The sequence below is a fragment of the Candidatus Thiodiazotropha sp. AKAK2 genome (genome assembly GCF_058244685.1).
Genome location: NZ_JBSYOP010000026.1, coordinates 1 through 15,680, shown reverse-complemented (window position 1 = coordinate 15,680; position 15,680 = coordinate 1). Strand labels below are relative to the sequence as shown.

The 15,680-nt window shown below is 55.1% G+C and carries 13 protein-coding genes and 1 tRNA gene; all 14 read left to right on the top strand.

Annotated features, from left to right (window positions below; translation table 11 throughout):
• Positions 1 to 131: EF-Tu C-terminal domain-related protein (locus AC4IE8_RS11525; RefSeq protein WP_490790729.1), on the top strand; the 131-nt coding region annotated here is incomplete at its 5' end.
• 55 nt (positions 132 to 186) lie between these two features.
• Positions 187 to 262, top strand: a tRNA-Trp gene (locus AC4IE8_RS11520).
• A 21-nt stretch (positions 263 to 283) separates the two neighbouring features.
• Positions 284 to 658 (top strand): preprotein translocase subunit SecE, encoded by a 375-nt coding sequence (secE, locus tag AC4IE8_RS11515; protein WP_068989745.1) that lies wholly within the window; start codon positions 284 to 286, stop codon positions 656 to 658.
• An 11-nt stretch (positions 659 to 669) separates the two neighbouring features.
• Positions 670 to 1,203 carry a transcription termination/antitermination protein NusG gene (gene nusG / locus AC4IE8_RS11510; protein ID WP_068989750.1) on the top strand — a complete coding sequence of 178 codons (534 nt, stop codon included), beginning with the start codon at positions 670 to 672 and terminating at the stop codon, positions 1,201 to 1,203.
• Between the two features lie 117 nt (positions 1,204 to 1,320).
• Complete coding sequence (gene rplK, locus AC4IE8_RS11505; protein WP_068989753.1) at positions 1,321 to 1,755, top strand: 50S ribosomal protein L11; 435 nt, start codon at positions 1,321 to 1,323, stop codon at positions 1,753 to 1,755.
• A 2-nt stretch (positions 1,756 to 1,757) separates the two neighbouring features.
• Positions 1,758 to 2,453, top strand: coding sequence for a 50S ribosomal protein L1 (gene rplA, locus AC4IE8_RS11500; protein ID WP_068989756.1), 696 nt, complete (start codon positions 1,758 to 1,760; stop codon positions 2,451 to 2,453).
• A 245-nt stretch (positions 2,454 to 2,698) separates the two neighbouring features.
• A complete protein-coding gene (rplJ, locus tag AC4IE8_RS11495) occupies positions 2,699 to 3,226 on the top strand; it encodes a 50S ribosomal protein L10 (RefSeq protein WP_068989759.1) in 528 nt (175 codons plus the stop codon).
• Between the two features lie 53 nt (positions 3,227 to 3,279).
• Positions 3,280 to 3,660, top strand: coding sequence for a 50S ribosomal protein L7/L12 (gene rplL, locus AC4IE8_RS11490; protein WP_068989761.1), 381 nt, complete (start codon positions 3,280 to 3,282; stop codon positions 3,658 to 3,660).
• Positions 3,661 to 3,905: 245 nt separating this feature from the next.
• Entirely contained in the window at positions 3,906 to 7,982 is a 4,077-nt protein-coding gene (rpoB, locus tag AC4IE8_RS11485; RefSeq protein WP_068989764.1) for a DNA-directed RNA polymerase subunit beta, read from the top strand.
• A gap of 42 nt (positions 7,983 to 8,024) precedes the next feature.
• Positions 8,025 to 12,239 (top strand): DNA-directed RNA polymerase subunit beta', encoded by a 4,215-nt coding sequence (gene rpoC, locus AC4IE8_RS11480; protein ID WP_490791059.1) that lies wholly within the window; start codon positions 8,025 to 8,027, stop codon positions 12,237 to 12,239.
• A 259-nt stretch (positions 12,240 to 12,498) separates the two neighbouring features.
• Positions 12,499 to 12,873 (top strand): 30S ribosomal protein S12, encoded by a 375-nt coding sequence (gene rpsL, locus AC4IE8_RS11475; RefSeq protein ID WP_068989772.1) that lies wholly within the window; start codon positions 12,499 to 12,501, stop codon positions 12,871 to 12,873.
• Positions 12,874 to 12,915: 42 nt separating this feature from the next.
• Positions 12,916 to 13,386 carry a 30S ribosomal protein S7 gene (rpsG, locus tag AC4IE8_RS11470; protein WP_068989775.1) on the top strand — a complete coding sequence of 157 codons (471 nt, stop codon included), beginning with the start codon at positions 12,916 to 12,918 and terminating at the stop codon, positions 13,384 to 13,386.
• A 50-nt stretch (positions 13,387 to 13,436) separates the two neighbouring features.
• A complete protein-coding gene (fusA, locus tag AC4IE8_RS11465) occupies positions 13,437 to 15,533 on the top strand; it encodes an elongation factor G (protein ID WP_068989776.1) in 2,097 nt (698 codons plus the stop codon).
• Between the two features lie 19 nt (positions 15,534 to 15,552).
• The coding region (locus AC4IE8_RS11460; RefSeq protein WP_490790263.1) for a GTP-binding protein at positions 15,553 to 15,680 on the top strand (128 nt) is incomplete at its 3' end.

The following is a 15,680-nucleotide window of genomic DNA, read 5'->3' as shown; positions in this document are numbered from 1 at the left end:
TGCCGGGTGACAACGTGAAGATGACTGTGAAGTTGATTGCGCCGATCGCGATGGAAGAGGGTCTGCGTTTTGCGATCCGTGAAGGCGGTCGGACCGTGGGTGCCGGCGTGGTATCCAAAATTATCGAATAATCGATAACAGGACCGGCGGGGCTGGCCGGTGGTCAGCTCCGCTTTAAAATTTTCTAGGCCAATAGCTCAATTGGTAGAGCAGCGGTCTCCAAAACCGCAGGTTGGGGGTTCGATTCCCTCTTGGCCTGCCAAACAACCGGCAGTCAGAAATTATGAATGCGAAGTCCCAGGTGGAGGCATCAAGTCTCGATACCGTAAAGCTGATTATTGCGGTAGGGATAATCGTGGGCGCTATTCTCGGCTTTTACTATCTTGATGCCTATTCACAGCTGCTGCGTGTGCTCGGGCTGTTGGCGATGATGGGATTGGCAGCGTTGTTGGCCTACCAGACCGCAATGGGTAAGTCGGTGTGGGATTTTGCCTCGTCCGCCAAGATGGAGGTACGCAAAGTCGTCTGGCCGAGTCGCCAGGAGACGGTGCAGACCACGCTGATTGTATTTGTCATGGTGCTCTTCATGGGTGTCGTGCTGTGGCTGTTTGACATGATGCTTGGCGCCATATTGCGCGCCTTGACCGGGTCTGGTTAGGGAGTGGTGAGATGACCATGAGATGGTATGTTGTGCACGCCTATTCCGGCTTTGAGTCCCAGGTCCAGCGCTCCCTCAAGGAGCGCGTTGAGCGTTATGGGATGCAGGATAAATTTGGTGAGATTCTGGTCCCTACTGAAGAAGTGGTAGAGATGAGAGCCGGACAACAGCGTAAGAGTGAGCGGAAGTTTTTTCCCGGTTATGTGCTTGTCCAGATGGAGATGACCGATGAGACCTGGCACTTGGTGAAAGATGTGCCGAAAGTTATGGGATTTATCGGTGGCACCGGGGATCGTCCGGCGCCGATTTCTGAGAAAGAGGCAAACGCCATTCTGCAGCGTGTACAGGAAGGTGTTGAGAAGCCTCGTCCAAAGATTCTATTCGAGCCGGGTGAAGTGGTTCGGGTTACCGATGGGCCGTTCAACGACTTTACCGGTGTTGTCGAAGAGGTCGATTACGACAAGAGTCGTTTGAAGGTCTCGGTACTGATTTTTGGCCGTTCCACCCCTGTGGATCTGGAGTTCGGCCAGGTAGAGAAGGGCTGACGGTCCTTCATTTAGCGGGCCTCTGATTGCTGTTTGATCGGCAGTTGGAGGTTTTATTCTATTGATGGGGAGTCATGGTGAGAGCCCATGGCGTCAGCACCCGGAGAAGAGGTAAACATGGCTAAGAAAATAATGGCTTACATCAAGCTTCAAGTGAAGGCTGGTGAAGCGAATCCAAGTCCACCGGTTGGTCCTGCGCTGGGTCAGCACGGTGTCAATATCATGGAATTCTGTAAGGCGTTCAACGCCAAGACTCAGAGTGTGGAAAAGGGTCTGCCGATTCCAGTGGTGATCACGGTCTATAACGATCGTTCGTTCAGTTTTATCACCAAGACTCCACCGGCTTCAGTGTTGCTGAAGAAGACCATGGGTCTGCCTAAAGGCAGCTCGACACCGAATACAGTCAAAGTTGGTACGGTAACCCGTAAGCAACTGGAAGAGATTGCGACCATCAAAATGCCTGACCTCACAGCTGCAGATATGGATGCGGCGGTACGTACCATAGCGGGTAGTGCTCGTCAGATGGGGCTGGAAGTAGAGGGGGTTGAATAATCATGGCTAAGTTGAGCAAGCGAGCAAAAGCGATTCGTGAGAAGGTTGAGCCCGGCAAGCTGCACGCAGCCGAAGATGCATTCAGCCTGTTGAAAGAGGTCTCTTCGATAAAATTCGGCGAGTCTGTGGATGTCAGTGTCAACCTGGGTGTTGATGCGCGTAAGTCCGATCAGGTTGTGCGTGGCGCCTCTGTACTGCCCCATGGTACCGGTAAAACGGTACGTGTTGCGGTATTTGCACAAGGTGCTAATGCTGATGCAGCCAAAGAGGCTGGTGCCGATATTATCGGTTTTGAAGATCTGGCAGCAGACATCAAAGCCGGCAACATGAATTTTGATGTAGTGATTGCGTCTCCCGATGCGATGCGTGTGGTCGGTCAGCTGGGACAGATTCTCGGCCCCCGCGGCCTGATGCCTAACCCCAAAGTGGGTACCGTCACACCGAATGTGGCAGAGGCGGTACAAAACGCTAAAGCGGGCCAAGTGCGTTACCGTACTGACAAGGCAGGCATCATTCACTGTTCAATCGGCAAAGTCGATTTTGAACCGCAAAAACTGAAAGAGAACCTGGAGTCCCTGTTGGCTGCGCTGGTTAAAGCAAAACCGAGTTCAGCCAAGGGCGTCTATCTGAAGAAGATAACTGTCTCTTCAACCATGGGACCAGGTCTGATTTTGGATCAGGCAACTCTGAGCCTGTAACCGTATGAACACTGGGCATCACGCCGGATGGTGATGATGCCCTTTTTGAACTTTGGGGTGCCGGAAATCCGGTGCTGTCAAAGACCGCAGGTGCATGGTTTTCATGCTTAATCCTGCCTGCGCAGATGGTGCGCCCCCAATCAGGAATTAACCTGGTGATGGCGTGCGTTAGGTTGCGACACTTAGGTGTCGTGTAGTGTGTATTGGGAAATGTGATATTTCCCCATTATCAGGAGGTGACGACTTTGGCACTCAATATTGAGCAAAAGAAAGCCATCGTTGCCGAAGTCAATGATGTGGCCAGTAGTGCACTGTCAGCTGTTGCAGCTGAATACCGTGGCCTGACTGTTGAGCAGATGACCCTGTTGCGTCGTGATGCGCGTAACAATGGTGTCTACCTGCGGGTAGTCAGAAACACCCTGGCCAAGCGTGCCGTAGAGGATACGGATTTTGCCTGTATGCAGGAAGGATTGACGGGTCCGTTGATCCTGGCCTTCTCGCAGGAAGACCCGGGTTCCGCTGCACGTGTCATTAAGGACTTTGCCAAGGAGCATAAGCTTCTCGAGGTCAAGATGGTATCCATCGGCGGCAAAATGCTTGCCCCGAGTGATATCGATACGCTGGCCAAGATGCCGACTTACGACCAGGCTATCAGCTTGCTGATGGCGGTCATGAAGGCGCCGATCGAGAAACTGGCCCGTACCGTCAACGAGGTACCTGGCAAGCTGGTCCGGACTGTGGCAGCGATCAAGGACGCCAAAGAGGCGGCCTGATCGGCTTTATCAAACACAAAGTTATCGTACAAAATTTTTTCAGGAGTTAAACAATGGCCGTTTCTAAAGAAGAGATTCTCGACGCAATTGCCGAAATGTCCGTGATGGACGTTGTCGGTCTGATCGAGGCAATGGAAGAGAAGTTTGGCGTATCCGCAGCTGCCGCTGTGGCCGCTGCACCTGCAGCCGCCGCTGGTGGTGATGCAGCCGCCGCTGAAGAGAAGACCGAATTCGACGTGGTACTGGCCGAGATCGGCGGCAACAAGATTGCTGTCATCAAAGCAGTTCGCGGCATGACCGGTCTTGGCCTCAAAGAGGCAAAAGAAGCTGTAGAAGGCGCACCTTCCACCTTGAAGGAAGGCGTCAGCAAGGAAGAGGCCGAAGAGGCCAAGAAGCAGCTTGAAGAGGCGGGCGCTAAAGCCGAGATCAAATAAGATTCTCGTCTCGATCGTCTGTAGACAAGCGCGGTTGAGGCTGGTGGCGTAATGCCACCGGCCTTTTCCCGCTTGCACAATGTGCTTTATAAGAGCGGTTCAGAGCTTAAACTGGATCGGTAGCTCTCTAAAGCAGGTTCCCTGAGCCAATAAGTCAGGAGACAGTTTGAAGCGATGGTGATTTCGGGGCGGTTTGCCCGGTCCTCATCGCAACCACCAAGCCTAAGACACTGAGGGATGGCAGCATGGCCTATTCTTTCACCGAAAAGAAGCGAATCCGTAAAGACTTCGGTAAACGACCCAGTATTCTGGATGTTCCGTTTTTACTTGCAACACAGATTGACTCCTATCGGAGCTTTCTTCAGGACGGTGTGGCATCCGATGATCGCCAGGAACTCGGGTTGCATGCCGCATTCAAGTCGGTAATGCCGATAACGAGTTATTCCGGCAACGCCGTTCTCGAATATGTGAACTACAAGCTTGGTGAGCCTGTATTCGACGTCAGGGAGTGTCAGCTGCGTGGTACCACCTACGCCGCGCCTCTGCGTGTATTGGTTCGCCTGGTCATCTATGACAAAGAGGCGCCGGCGGGCTCCAAAGTGGTCAAGGATATCCGTGAGCAGGAAGTCTATATGGGGGAACTGCCCCTGATGACCGATACCGGTACCTTCGTGATCAATGGTACCGAGCGGGTTATCGTCTCCCAGCTGCACCGTTCACCTGGTGTGTTCTTCGATCATGACCGGGGAAAGACACACTCATCGGGTAAGCTGCTGTTCTCTGCCCGGGTGATTCCCTATCGTGGTTCTTGGCTCGATTTCGAGTTCGATCCGAAAGACAACGTCTTCGTACGTATCGACCGTCGTCGCAAGCTGCCGGCCACCATTCTGCTGCGCGCCCTGGGTTACGAAACCGAAGAAATCCTCAGTATGTTCTTCGAGACCGACCGCTTCACTCTGACCAAGCGCACCCTGAAGCTGGATCTGGTGCCGGAAAGGCTGCGTGGCGAGACAGTCAGTTTCGATATCAAAACCGGCGACAAGGTACTTGTCGAAACCGGTCGACGCATCACCGCCCGCCATATTCGTGAGCTGGAAAAGGCAGGTGTCAACAAACTCGACGTACCGCGTGAGTTTGTCTATGGCAAGGTGCTGGCGCACAACGTGGTGGACAAAGAGACCGGTGAGCTGGTCGCTGAAGCCAACTCCGAGATCACCGAAGAGATTTTCGAGAAGTTGATCGAGAACGGTGTGAAGAAGCTGGAGACCCTGTTCACCAACGATCTGGATCACGGCCCCTTCGTATCGGAAACCTTGCGTATCGATCCGACCACCAATGAGCTTGAAGCCCAGGTCGAGATCTACAGAATGATGCGTCCTGGTGAGCCGCCAACCAAAGAGGCCGCGCAGAATCTGTTCAACAATCTGTTCTTCACGGCGGAAAGATACGATCTCTCTGCGGTTGGGCGGATGAAATTCAACCGTCGTCTGAGTCGTGATGATGAGACCGGTGAAGGCGTGCTCTCCAAAGAGGACATCGTCGATGTGCTCAACGAATTGATCAACATCCGTAACGGTAACGGTGTGGTGGACGATATCGATCACCTGGGTAACCGTCGTATCCGCTGTGTCGGTGAGATGGCGGAGAACCAGTTCCGGGTCGGTCTGGTGCGTGTCGAACGTGCCGTTAAAGAGCGTCTGACTCAGGCGGAATCCGAAGGCCTGATGCCACAGGAGATGATCAACGCGAAACCGGTATCGGCTGCCATCAAGGAGTTTTTCGGCTCCAGTCAGCTGTCCCAGTTCATGGATCAGAACAACCCGCTTTCAGAGGTTACCCACAAACGCCGGGTTTCAGCTCTCGGCCCGGGCGGTCTGGCCCGTGAGCGTGCCGGCTTTGAAGTGCGTGACGTCCATCCGACCCACTACGGTCGTGTCTGCCCGATCGAGACCCCTGAAGGGCCGAACATCGGTTTGATCAACTCTCTGGCGGTCTATTCGAGAACCAACCGTTTCGGCTTTCTCGAAACCCCATACCGTAAAGTGAACGATGGCAAGGTAACCGATCAGATCGATTATCTCTCTGCCATTGAAGAGGGGCGCTATGTCATTGCCCAGGCAAATGCCTCACTGGATGAGAAAGGATACCTGGCGGATGAGCTGGTCTCATCACGTTTCCAGAATGAGTTCACCCTCTCCTCGCCGGACAAGGTGCAGTATATAGACGTGTCACCGAAACAGATCGTCTCGGTTGCGGCCTCCCTGATCCCCTTCCTCGAGCACGATGATGCGAACCGCGCGTTGATGGGCTCCAACATGCAGCGTCAGGCAGTGCCGGTACTGCGTGCTGAAAAACCATTGGTGGGTACCGGCATCGAGCGTGTCGTGGCGGTTGACTCCGGTGTCACCGTAGTGGCCAAGCGTGGCGGCGTGATCGAATCGGTCGACGCGGCGCGTATCGTGGTGCGGGTCAACGATGATGAGACTGAAGCGGGCGAACCCGGTGTGGATATCTACAATCTGACCAAATACACCCGCTCCAACCAGAATACCTGCATCAACCAGCGTCCGCTGGTGAATGTGGATGATGTGATTGCCCGTGGCGATGTACTGGCCGACGGTCCCTCCACCGATCTGGGTGAGCTGGCCCTGGGACAGAACCTGCGGGTCGCGTTCATGCCCTGGAACGGTTACAACTTCGAGGATTCCATCCTCATCTCCGAACGTGTCGTGCAGGAGGATCGTTTCACCTCGATCCACATCGAAGAGATGACCTGTATGGCTCGGGATACCAAGCTGGGTCCTGAAGAGATCACCGGCGATATCCCGAATGTGGGTGAAGCCGCTCTCTCCAAACTGGACGAGTCGGGCATCATCTATATCGGTGCCGAGGTGCGCGAAGGCGACATCCTGGTGGGTAAGGTCACTCCCAAGGGTGAGTCACAGCTGACCCCGGAAGAGAAACTGCTCAGAGCGATCTTCGGTGAGAAGGCGTCTGATGTGAAAGACACTTCCCTGCGGGTCTCCTCGGGTATGGTCGGTACCGTGATCGACGTACAGGTCTTTACCCGTGATGGCGTCGAGAAAGATGCCCGCGCCCTGCAGATCGAGCAGGTGGAGCTGGACCGGGTACGCAAGGATCTGGACGATCAGCTGCGTATCATGGAAGACGACACCTTCCAGCGTGTGGAAAAGATGCTGATCGGCAAGGTGGTCGATGGCGGTCCCAGTCAGATCAAGGCGGGCACCAAAGTCACCAAATCCTATCTTGCGGAGCTGGAGCGGGATAAGTGGCTGGAGATCCGTCTGCGCAATGAAGAGTCTGCAGCACAGCTGGAGGCAATTGCCGAGCAGATCAGAGCCCAGCGTGAAACCTTCCGCGACAAGTTCGAAGAGAAGAAACGTAAACTGACCGCCGGAGACGATCTGGCGCCTGGCGTGCTGAAGATGGTCAAGGTCTATGTGGCAGTGAAACGTCGCATCCAGCCTGGCGATAAGATGGCGGGTCGTCATGGTAACAAGGGTGTTATCTCCACCATCGTGCCGGTTGAGGATATGCCTTTCGATGAGCATGGCGAACCGGTGGATATCGTACTCAACCCGCTCGGTGTACCTTCACGTATGAACGTCGGGCAGGTACTGGAGACCCATCTGGGTTTTGCCGCCAAGGGCGTTGGACGCCGTATCGGTGCGATGCTTGAGGCGCAGAGCAAAATGACGGAACTGCGCAAGTTCCTCGACAAGGTCTATAACACCAGCGGTAAAAAAGAGGATATCGACTCCTTTACCGACGAAGAGGTGGTCTCCATGTGCATGAACCTGAAGAAGGGTGTGCCGATGGCGACACCGGTATTCGATGGTGCCCATGAGAGCGAAGTCAAAGCGATGTTGAAACTGGCGGGTCTGCCGGAGAGCGGTCAGTGCAAACTGTTTGACGGGCGCACCGGTGACTCCTTCGAACGTGAGGTCACCGTGGGCTATATGTACATGCTGAAACTCAACCATCTGGTTGATGACAAGATGCACGCCCGTTCAACCGGTCCCTACAGCCTGGTTACTCAGCAGCCGCTGGGTGGTAAGGCGCAGTTCGGTGGTCAGCGCTTCGGTGAGATGGAGGTCTGGGCATTGGAGGCCTATGGTGCCGCCTATACCTTGCAGGAGATGCTCACGGTCAAGTCGGATGATGTCAATGGCCGTACCCGCATGTACAAGAACATCGTTGATGGTAACCATCAGATGGAAGCAGGCATGCCCGAGTCGTTCAACGTACTGGTCAAAGAGATCCGATCTCTGGCGATCAACATTGAACTGGAACAGGACTGAAGTACTGGCTCAGGTCAGTAACTGAATGCAGGAGAGACGATCTTGAAAGATCTACTGAATATTCTTAAGCAGCAGGGTCAGACTGAAGACTTCGATGCGATCCGCATCGGTTTGGCGTCACCGGACATGATCCGTTCCTGGTCCTACGGCGAAGTGAAGAAACCGGAGACCATCAACTACCGTACCTTCAAACCGGAACGGGATGGCCTGTTCTGCGCCAAGATCTTTGGTCCGGTGAGTGACTACGAGTGTCTGTGCGGTAAATACAAGCGCCTCAAGCACCGCGGTGTGGTGTGTGAGAAGTGTGGCGTTGAGGTTACCCTGGCGAAAGTGCGTCGTGAGCGTATGGGCCACATCGAACTGGCCAGCCCGGTTGCCCACATCTGGTTCCTCAAGTCCCTGCCATCGCGGATCGGTCTGTTGATGGACATGACTCTGCGGGATATCGAGCGTGTGCTCTATTTCGAATCCTTCGTGGTGGTCGATCCGGGCATGACACCGCTGGAGCGCGGTCAGCTGCTGACCGACGAACAGTATCTGGAGGCCATCGAAGAGAATGGTGACGAGTTCGATGCGCGGATGGGTGCCGAAGCGGTCTATGAACTGCTGAAGACCATCGATATTCCGGAAGAGATCAAGCGACTGCGCGAAGAGATCGACGCTACCAACTCAGAGACCAAGATCAAGAAATTCACCAAGCGGCTGAAGCTGCTGGAGTCCCTGCAGGAGTCGGGTAACCGTCCTGAGTGGATGGTGATGACCGTTCTGCCGGTACTGCCCCCGGAGCTGCGTCCCCTGGTACCTCTGGATGGTGGCCGTTTCGCCACTTCCGACCTGAACGATCTCTATCGTCGGGTGATCAACCGTAACAATCGTCTGAAGCGTCTGCTCGACCTGAATGCGCCGGATATCATCGTGCGCAACGAAAAGCGTATGCTGCAGGAGTCTGTGGATGCGCTGCTCGACAACGGTCGTCGTGGTCGCGCCATCACCGGCACCAACCGACGTCCGCTGAAATCCCTGGCCGATATGATCAAGGGTAAGCAGGGTCGTTTCCGGCAGAATCTGTTGGGTAAGCGTGTCGACTACTCCGGTCGTTCGGTCATCGTGGTGGGTCCGACCCTCAAACTGCATCAGTGTGGTCTGCCGAAACGTATGGCACTGGAGCTGTTCAAGCCGTTCATCTTCAGCAAACTGCAGCTGCGTGGTCTGGCGACCACCATCAAAGCCGCGAAGAAGCTGGTCGAACGTGGATCAGGTGAGGTCTGGGATATCCTCGAAGAGGTTATCCGCGAACATCCGGTGATGCTGAATCGTGCGCCAACCCTGCACAGACTCGGTATCCAGGCATTTGAGCCGGTACTGATCGAAGGTAAGGCGATTCAGCTCCATCCGCTGGTCTGTACCGCATTCAACGCCGACTTCGACGGTGATCAGATGGCCGTTCACGTGCCTCTGTCGCTGGAAGCCCAGCTGGAAGCGCGCAGCCTGATGATGGCCACTAACAACATTCTCTCGCCGGCGAATGGTGATCCGATCATCGTACCTTCACAGGACGTGGTACTGGGTCTCTATTTCATGACCCGTGAGCGTATCAATGCCAAGGGAGAGGGCATGGTGTTTGCCGACGTGGCTGAAGCGAAGCGTGCCTATGAGGCGGGTTTTGCCGATCTGCAGGCTCGGGTCAAGGTGCGGATGAAAGAGACCGTGCTGGACGACGATGGCAACCTCTCCGAGGAGACCCGGGTCATCGACACCACGATTGGCCGTACCCTGGTCTACAGCATTGTGCCTGCCGGACTGCCCTTCAACCTGGTCGATCAGGCGATGGGTAAGAAGCAGATCTCGAATCTGATCAATGCCTGTTATCGCCAGCTCGGTCTGAAAGATACGGTTATCTTTGCCGACCAGCTGATGTACATGGGTTTTCGCTACGCCACCAAGGCGGCTGTCTCCTTCTGCTCCAACGACATGGTGGTGCCGGAAGAGAAGAGCGAAATCCTTGCTTCCGCCGAGTCGGAAGTCAAAGAGATCGAGAGTCAGTACACCTCCGGTCTGGTAACCAACGGTGAGCGCTACAACAAGGTGGTTGATATCTGGTCCCACACCAATGACCAGGTGGCCAAGGCGATGATGGGCAAACTGGGTAAGGAGATGGTGGTCGACCGGGAAGGTAATGAGGTCGAACAGGACTCTTTCAACTCGGTCTACATGATGGCCGATTCCGGTGCTCGTGGTTCCGCGGCCCAGATCAGACAGCTGGCCGGTATGCGTGGCCTGATGGCGAAACCCGACGGCTCCATCATCGAGACCCCAATCACAGCGAACTTCCGTGAAGGTCTGGACGTTCTGCAGTACTTCATCTCGACCCATGGTGCACGTAAAGGTCTGGCGGATACCGCACTGAAGACCGCCAACTCCGGTTATCTGACCCGTCGATTGGTTGACGTGGCCCAGGATATGGTGGTGCTTGAAGAGGACTGCGGTACCGAAGAGGGGCTGCTGATGCAGCCGATCATCGAGGGTGGCGACGTGGTCGAGCCCCTGAGAGAGCGGATACTGGGACGTGTCACCGCCGAGGCAGTGTACGCGCCAGGCGGTGATGAAGTGGTCTGCGAGGCTGGTGTGCTGCTGGATGAAAAGTGGATGGACAAGCTGGAGACCGCAGGTGTCGACCAGGTGGTGGTTCGCTCGGCGATCACCTGTAATGCCAAAGTTGGTGTCTGCGGCAAATGTTACGGCCGTGACCTGGCCCGTGGTCACCAGGTGAACATGGGCGAGTCTGTCGGCGTTATCGCCGCTCAGTCGATCGGTGAGCCCGGCACTCAGCTGACCATGCGTACCTTCCATATCGGTGGTGCTGCATCCCGTTCGGCTGCGGTCAATAACATTCAGGTGAAGGCGGCCGGTATGGTACGTCTGCACAACATCAAAACCGTGAAGCACTCGAGTGGTCATCTGGTGGCCACCTCCCGTTCCGGTGAGCTGACCATCGTCGATGAGGTCGGTCGTGAACGCGAGCGCTACAAGGTGCCTTACGGTGCCACCCTGCAGGTGGAAGACGGTACCGCAGTCGATGGCGGCCAGATTGTGGCCAACTGGGATCCCCACACCCATCCGGTTGTTACCGAGGTGGAGGGCGTGCTGCGCTTTGTCGACTTTGTTGACGGTGTCACCGTACAGAAGAAAACCGACGAGGTTACCGGTCTGAGTTCCCTGGAGGTCATCGATCCCAAACAGCGTCCGGCGGCGGGTAAGGATATTCGTCCAATGGTGAAACTGGTGGACGATAAGGAGAAAGACCTGAATATCGCAGGTACCGACATCCCCGCCCACTACTATCTGCCGGCGAATGCGGTGGTTAACGTACAGGATGGGGCGAATGTCGGCGTGGGTGATATTCTCGCCCGTATCCCGCAGGAGTCATCCAAGACCCGTGATATCACCGGTGGTCTGCCCCGGGTTGCCGATCTGTTTGAGGCGCGTAAGCCGAAAGATCCGGCGATTCTGGCGGAGGCGACCGGTACCGTCAGCTTCGGTAAGGACACCAAAGGTAAGCAGCGTCTGATCATCACCGATCCGGATGGTGAGCAGCACGAGGAGCTGATTCCCAAATGGCGCCACGTCAACGTGTTTGAGGGTGAGCAGGTGGTGAAAGGGGAGGTCATCTCCGATGGTGAGCTCAACCCCCATGACATTCTGCGCCTGAAAGGTGTTACCGATCTGGCGGAGTACCTGGTGAAAGAGATTCAGGACGTCTACCGTCTGCAGGGTGTAAAGATCAACGACAAGCACATCGAGGTGATCATACGCCAGATGCTGCGTAAGGTTGAAGTCTCCGCTTCCGGCGACAGCCGCTTCCTCAAGGGCGAGCAGGTGGAGCGCTCGATGCTATTGGAAGAGGCCGAGGCGCTACGTGCCGAAAGCAAGCACCCGGCACTCTACGATCCGCTGCTGCTGGGTATCACCAAGGCCTCGCTGGCGACCGAGTCGTTCATCTCGGCGGCCTCCTTCCAGGAGACCACCAGGGTTCTGACTGAAGCGGCTGTGAGAGGCCTGGGCGATCGACTCAACGGTCTGAAAGAGAACGTGATTGTCGGGCGTCTGATACCGTCCGGTACCGGTCTTTCGTACCACAATGAGCGCCGCCGCAGACGCCACGAGGAGACCGCTGAAGCCGATGCCAAGAACGAGCTGGTAGTGGAAGAGGTCGAACAGGCGTTCAAAGAGGCGCTCAACACCCCGGAGTCTGAATAGGTGTTGTGTAGGTGATATTACATACTCCTTGACATGGGGGGTGAGTGGGCATAGAATGCGCGCTCCTTAGGACAGGCCGGCCCTTGCCGGCCTGTCGTTTCTGATACTCAAAGCCCCTTTTAAGGTGTTGTTGAGTAAAGTTATTCAAACCTGAGAATGTATGAAGCCCGGGTGCTGCTTATATAAGGTGGCAAGGGGAAATGTTCTCCGGTTTTTTTTATGCAAAATAGCAAAGATGACGTCCCTGGAGACGGAATAGATGGCGACAATCAACCAGCTGGTGCGTAAGCCCAGAAAGAGAAAAGTCCAGAAGAGTAACGTACCGGCGCTGGAGGCCTGCCCACAACGCCGCGGTGTGTGTACACGTGTCTATACCACGACGCCTAAGAAGCCGAACTCGGCGCTGCGTAAGGTGGCTCGTGTCAGACTGACCAACGGCTACGAAGTCTCAAGCTACATTGGTGGTGAGGGGCATAACCTGCAGGAGCACTCTGTGGTGTTGATTCGTGGTGGTCGTGTCAAGGACTTGCCAGGTGTTCGCTATCACGTAGTGCGCGGTAGTCTCGATACCTCCGGTGTTGAGAAGCGGCGTCAGGGTCGCTCCAAGTACGGCGCGAAGCGGCCAAAAGGCTAAGGTCTGCGGATCTAACATATTCAACAGGTTTGAGATAGAGCAATGCCAAGAAGACGAGTTGCAGCACGGCGTGAAGCCCTGCCGGATCCCAAGTACGGGAGTGAGCTACTGGCCAAATTCATCAATATGGTGATGCAGGACGGTAAGAAGTCAGTCGCCGAAAAGATTCTATACGGTGCGTTGGACAGCGTGGTAGAGAAGCGTGGCGGTGCGCCGTTGGAGCTGCTCGAGACGGCACTTGAGAATGTCCGTCCGCTGGTCGAGGTAAAGTCCCGCCGTGTTGGTGGCGCTACCTACCAGGTGCCTGTGGAGGTTCGTCCTAACCGCCGTAACTCTCTGGCAATGCGTTGGTTGATTGAAGCATCCCGCAAGCGCAGCGAGAAGTCGATGGCTTATCGCCTGGCTGGTGAGTTGCTCGACGCGTCGGAAAACAAAGGTGCGGCCGTCAAGAAGAAGGATGATACGCATCGTATGGCGGAGGCCAACAAGGCATTCTCACACTATCGCTGGTAAGCGGTCGTTTAACCCTTAACTTTTTAGCTCTTTAAAAACAGGTTTGTAACGTGGCACGGAAAACTCCTATCGAGCGCTATCGCAATATCGGTATCATGGCGCATATCGATGCTGGTAAGACGACGACAACTGAGCGTGTGCTCTACTATACTGGTGTCTCCCACAAGATTGGTGAGGTGCACGATGGTGCAGCTACCATGGACTGGATGGAGCAGGAGCAAGAGCGCGGTATCACCATTACCTCGGCTGCCACGACCTGTTTCTGGAGCGGTATGGCTCAGCAATTCCCTGAGCATCGTTTCAATATTATCGACACCCCCGGACACGTGGACTTCACCATTGAGGTGGAGCGTTCCCTGCGTGTGCTCGACGGCGCGGTATTCGTACTCTGCGCTGTTGGCGGTGTTGAACCTCAGTCCGAGACTGTCTGGCGTCAAGCCAATAAATACAATGTTCCTCGCATGGCCTTCGTCAACAAGATGGACCGCATGGGTGCTGATTTCTTCCGTGTGGTTGAGCAGCTGAAAGAGCGCCTGGGCGCCAACGCCGTGCCGATTCAGGTGCCGGTGGGTGCGGAAGAGGGCTTCAAAGGTCTGATCGATCTGGTGAAGATGAAGTCGGTCGTGTGGAGCGAGGAGAATATGGGCGTAGAGTTTGAATACGTCGATATCCCTGCTGATTTGCAAGATACCTGTAACGAGTGGCGCGAGCACATGGTCGAGGCTGCTGCGGAAGGTAATGATGAGCTGATGGAAAAGTACCTCGAAGAGGGTGACCTCTCTGAAGAGGAGATCCTTGAGGGCTTGAGAATCCGTACCCTGAAGCTGGAGATCATTCCGGTGACCTGTGGATCAGCTTTCAAGAACAAAGGTGTTCAGGCCGTTCTCGACAAGATCATCGAGCTGATGCCGTCACCTGTGGATGTGCCTGCGATTACCGGTATTCTTGATGATGCTGAAGGTACTGAAGAAGAGCGTCCTTCAGATGATAGCGCACCTTTCTCTGCATTGGCTTTCAAGATAGCCACCGACCCCTTTGTTGGAACGCTTACCTTTTTCAGAGCCTATTCGGGTGTACTGAAATCTGGTGACCACGTCTATAACCCGGTTAAGGGTAAGAAAGAGCGTGTCGGTCGTATTCTGCAGATGCACTCCAACTCTCGTGAAGAGATCAAGGAAGTGCTGGCTGGTGATATCGCCGCTGCGGTAGGTCTGAAAGACGTCACTACCGGTGATACCCTCTGCGCCCTAGACAAGCCAATTACGCTGGAGCGTATGGAGTTCCCTGAGCCGGTTATCTCTGTTGCGGTTGAGCCGAAAACAAAAAGTGACCAGGAGAAGATGGGTATCGCACTCTCCAAGCTGGCTCAGGAAGATCCCTCTTTCCGCGTCAGCTCAGACGAAGAGTCTGGTCAAACCATTATCTCCGGTATGGGTGAGCTGCATCTCGACATTATCGTCGATCGTATGCGTCGCGAGTTCAAGGTTGAAGCGAATGTTGGTGCGCCTCAGGTGGCCTATCGCGAAACCATCCGCAGATCCATCGAGCAGGAAGGCAAGTTTGTACGTCAGTCCGGTGGTCGTGGTCAGTTTGGTCATGTCTACCTGAAAATCGAGCCGCAAGAGGCTGGTGAAGGTTATGAATTCGTCAACCAGATCGTTGGTGGTGTGGTGCCGCGTGAGTACATTCCGGCTGTAGATAAAGGTATTCAGGAAGCCATGGGTAACGGTGTTATCGCCGGTTACCCGGTGGTGGATGTCAAGGTCACGCTTTACGATGGTTCTTACCATGATGTCGACTCAAGCGAAATGGCCTTTAAGATTGCAGGTTCTATGTGCTTCAAAGAGGGTGCGGCGAGAGCCAAGCCGGTACTGCTGGAGCCAGTCATGAAAGTTGAGGTTACAACACCTGAGGAATACATGGGTGATGTCATGGGTGATCTCAACAGTCGTCGCGGAATCGTGCAGGGTATGGATGATGCACCTGCCGGTCGCCAGATCAGAGCTGAAGTTCCACTGTCAGAGATGTTCGGTTACGCAACCGATCTGCGCTCGGCCACTCAGGGTCGCGCCAACTACAGCATGGAATTCGGTAAATATGCAGAGGTGCCGGCCAGCATTGCCGACGCCGTAATCAAGAAACAGTAACGGGTATAGGGGTAGCACTGTGTCCAAGGAAAAATTCGAACGCACAAAGCCGCATGTCAATGTGGGCACGATTGGTCACGTAGACCACGGCAAGACCACGCTGACGGCGGCCATCACAACAGTCCAGGCGTCCAAGTACGGTGGCGA

Excerpts from the sequence above, each read along its gene's own strand:
- secE (WP_068989745.1), top strand. The coding sequence starts at position 284 with ATGAATGCGAAGTCCCAGGTGGAGGCATCAAGTCTCGATACCGTAAAG.
- nusG (WP_068989750.1), top strand. The coding sequence starts at position 670 with ATGACCATGAGATGGTATGTTGTGCACGCCTATTCCGGCTTTGAGTCC.
- rplK (WP_068989753.1), top strand. The coding sequence starts at position 1,321 with ATGGCTAAGAAAATAATGGCTTACATCAAGCTTCAAGTGAAGGCTGGT.
- rplA (WP_068989756.1), top strand. The coding sequence starts at position 1,758 with ATGGCTAAGTTGAGCAAGCGAGCAAAAGCGATTCGTGAGAAGGTTGAG.
- rplL (WP_068989761.1), top strand. The coding sequence starts at position 3,280 with ATGGCCGTTTCTAAAGAAGAGATTCTCGACGCAATTGCCGAAATGTCC.
- rpoB (WP_068989764.1), top strand. The coding sequence starts at position 3,906 with ATGGCCTATTCTTTCACCGAAAAGAAGCGAATCCGTAAAGACTTCGGT.
- rpsL (WP_068989772.1), top strand. The coding sequence starts at position 12,499 with ATGGCGACAATCAACCAGCTGGTGCGTAAGCCCAGAAAGAGAAAAGTC.
- rpsG (WP_068989775.1), top strand. The coding sequence starts at position 12,916 with ATGCCAAGAAGACGAGTTGCAGCACGGCGTGAAGCCCTGCCGGATCCC.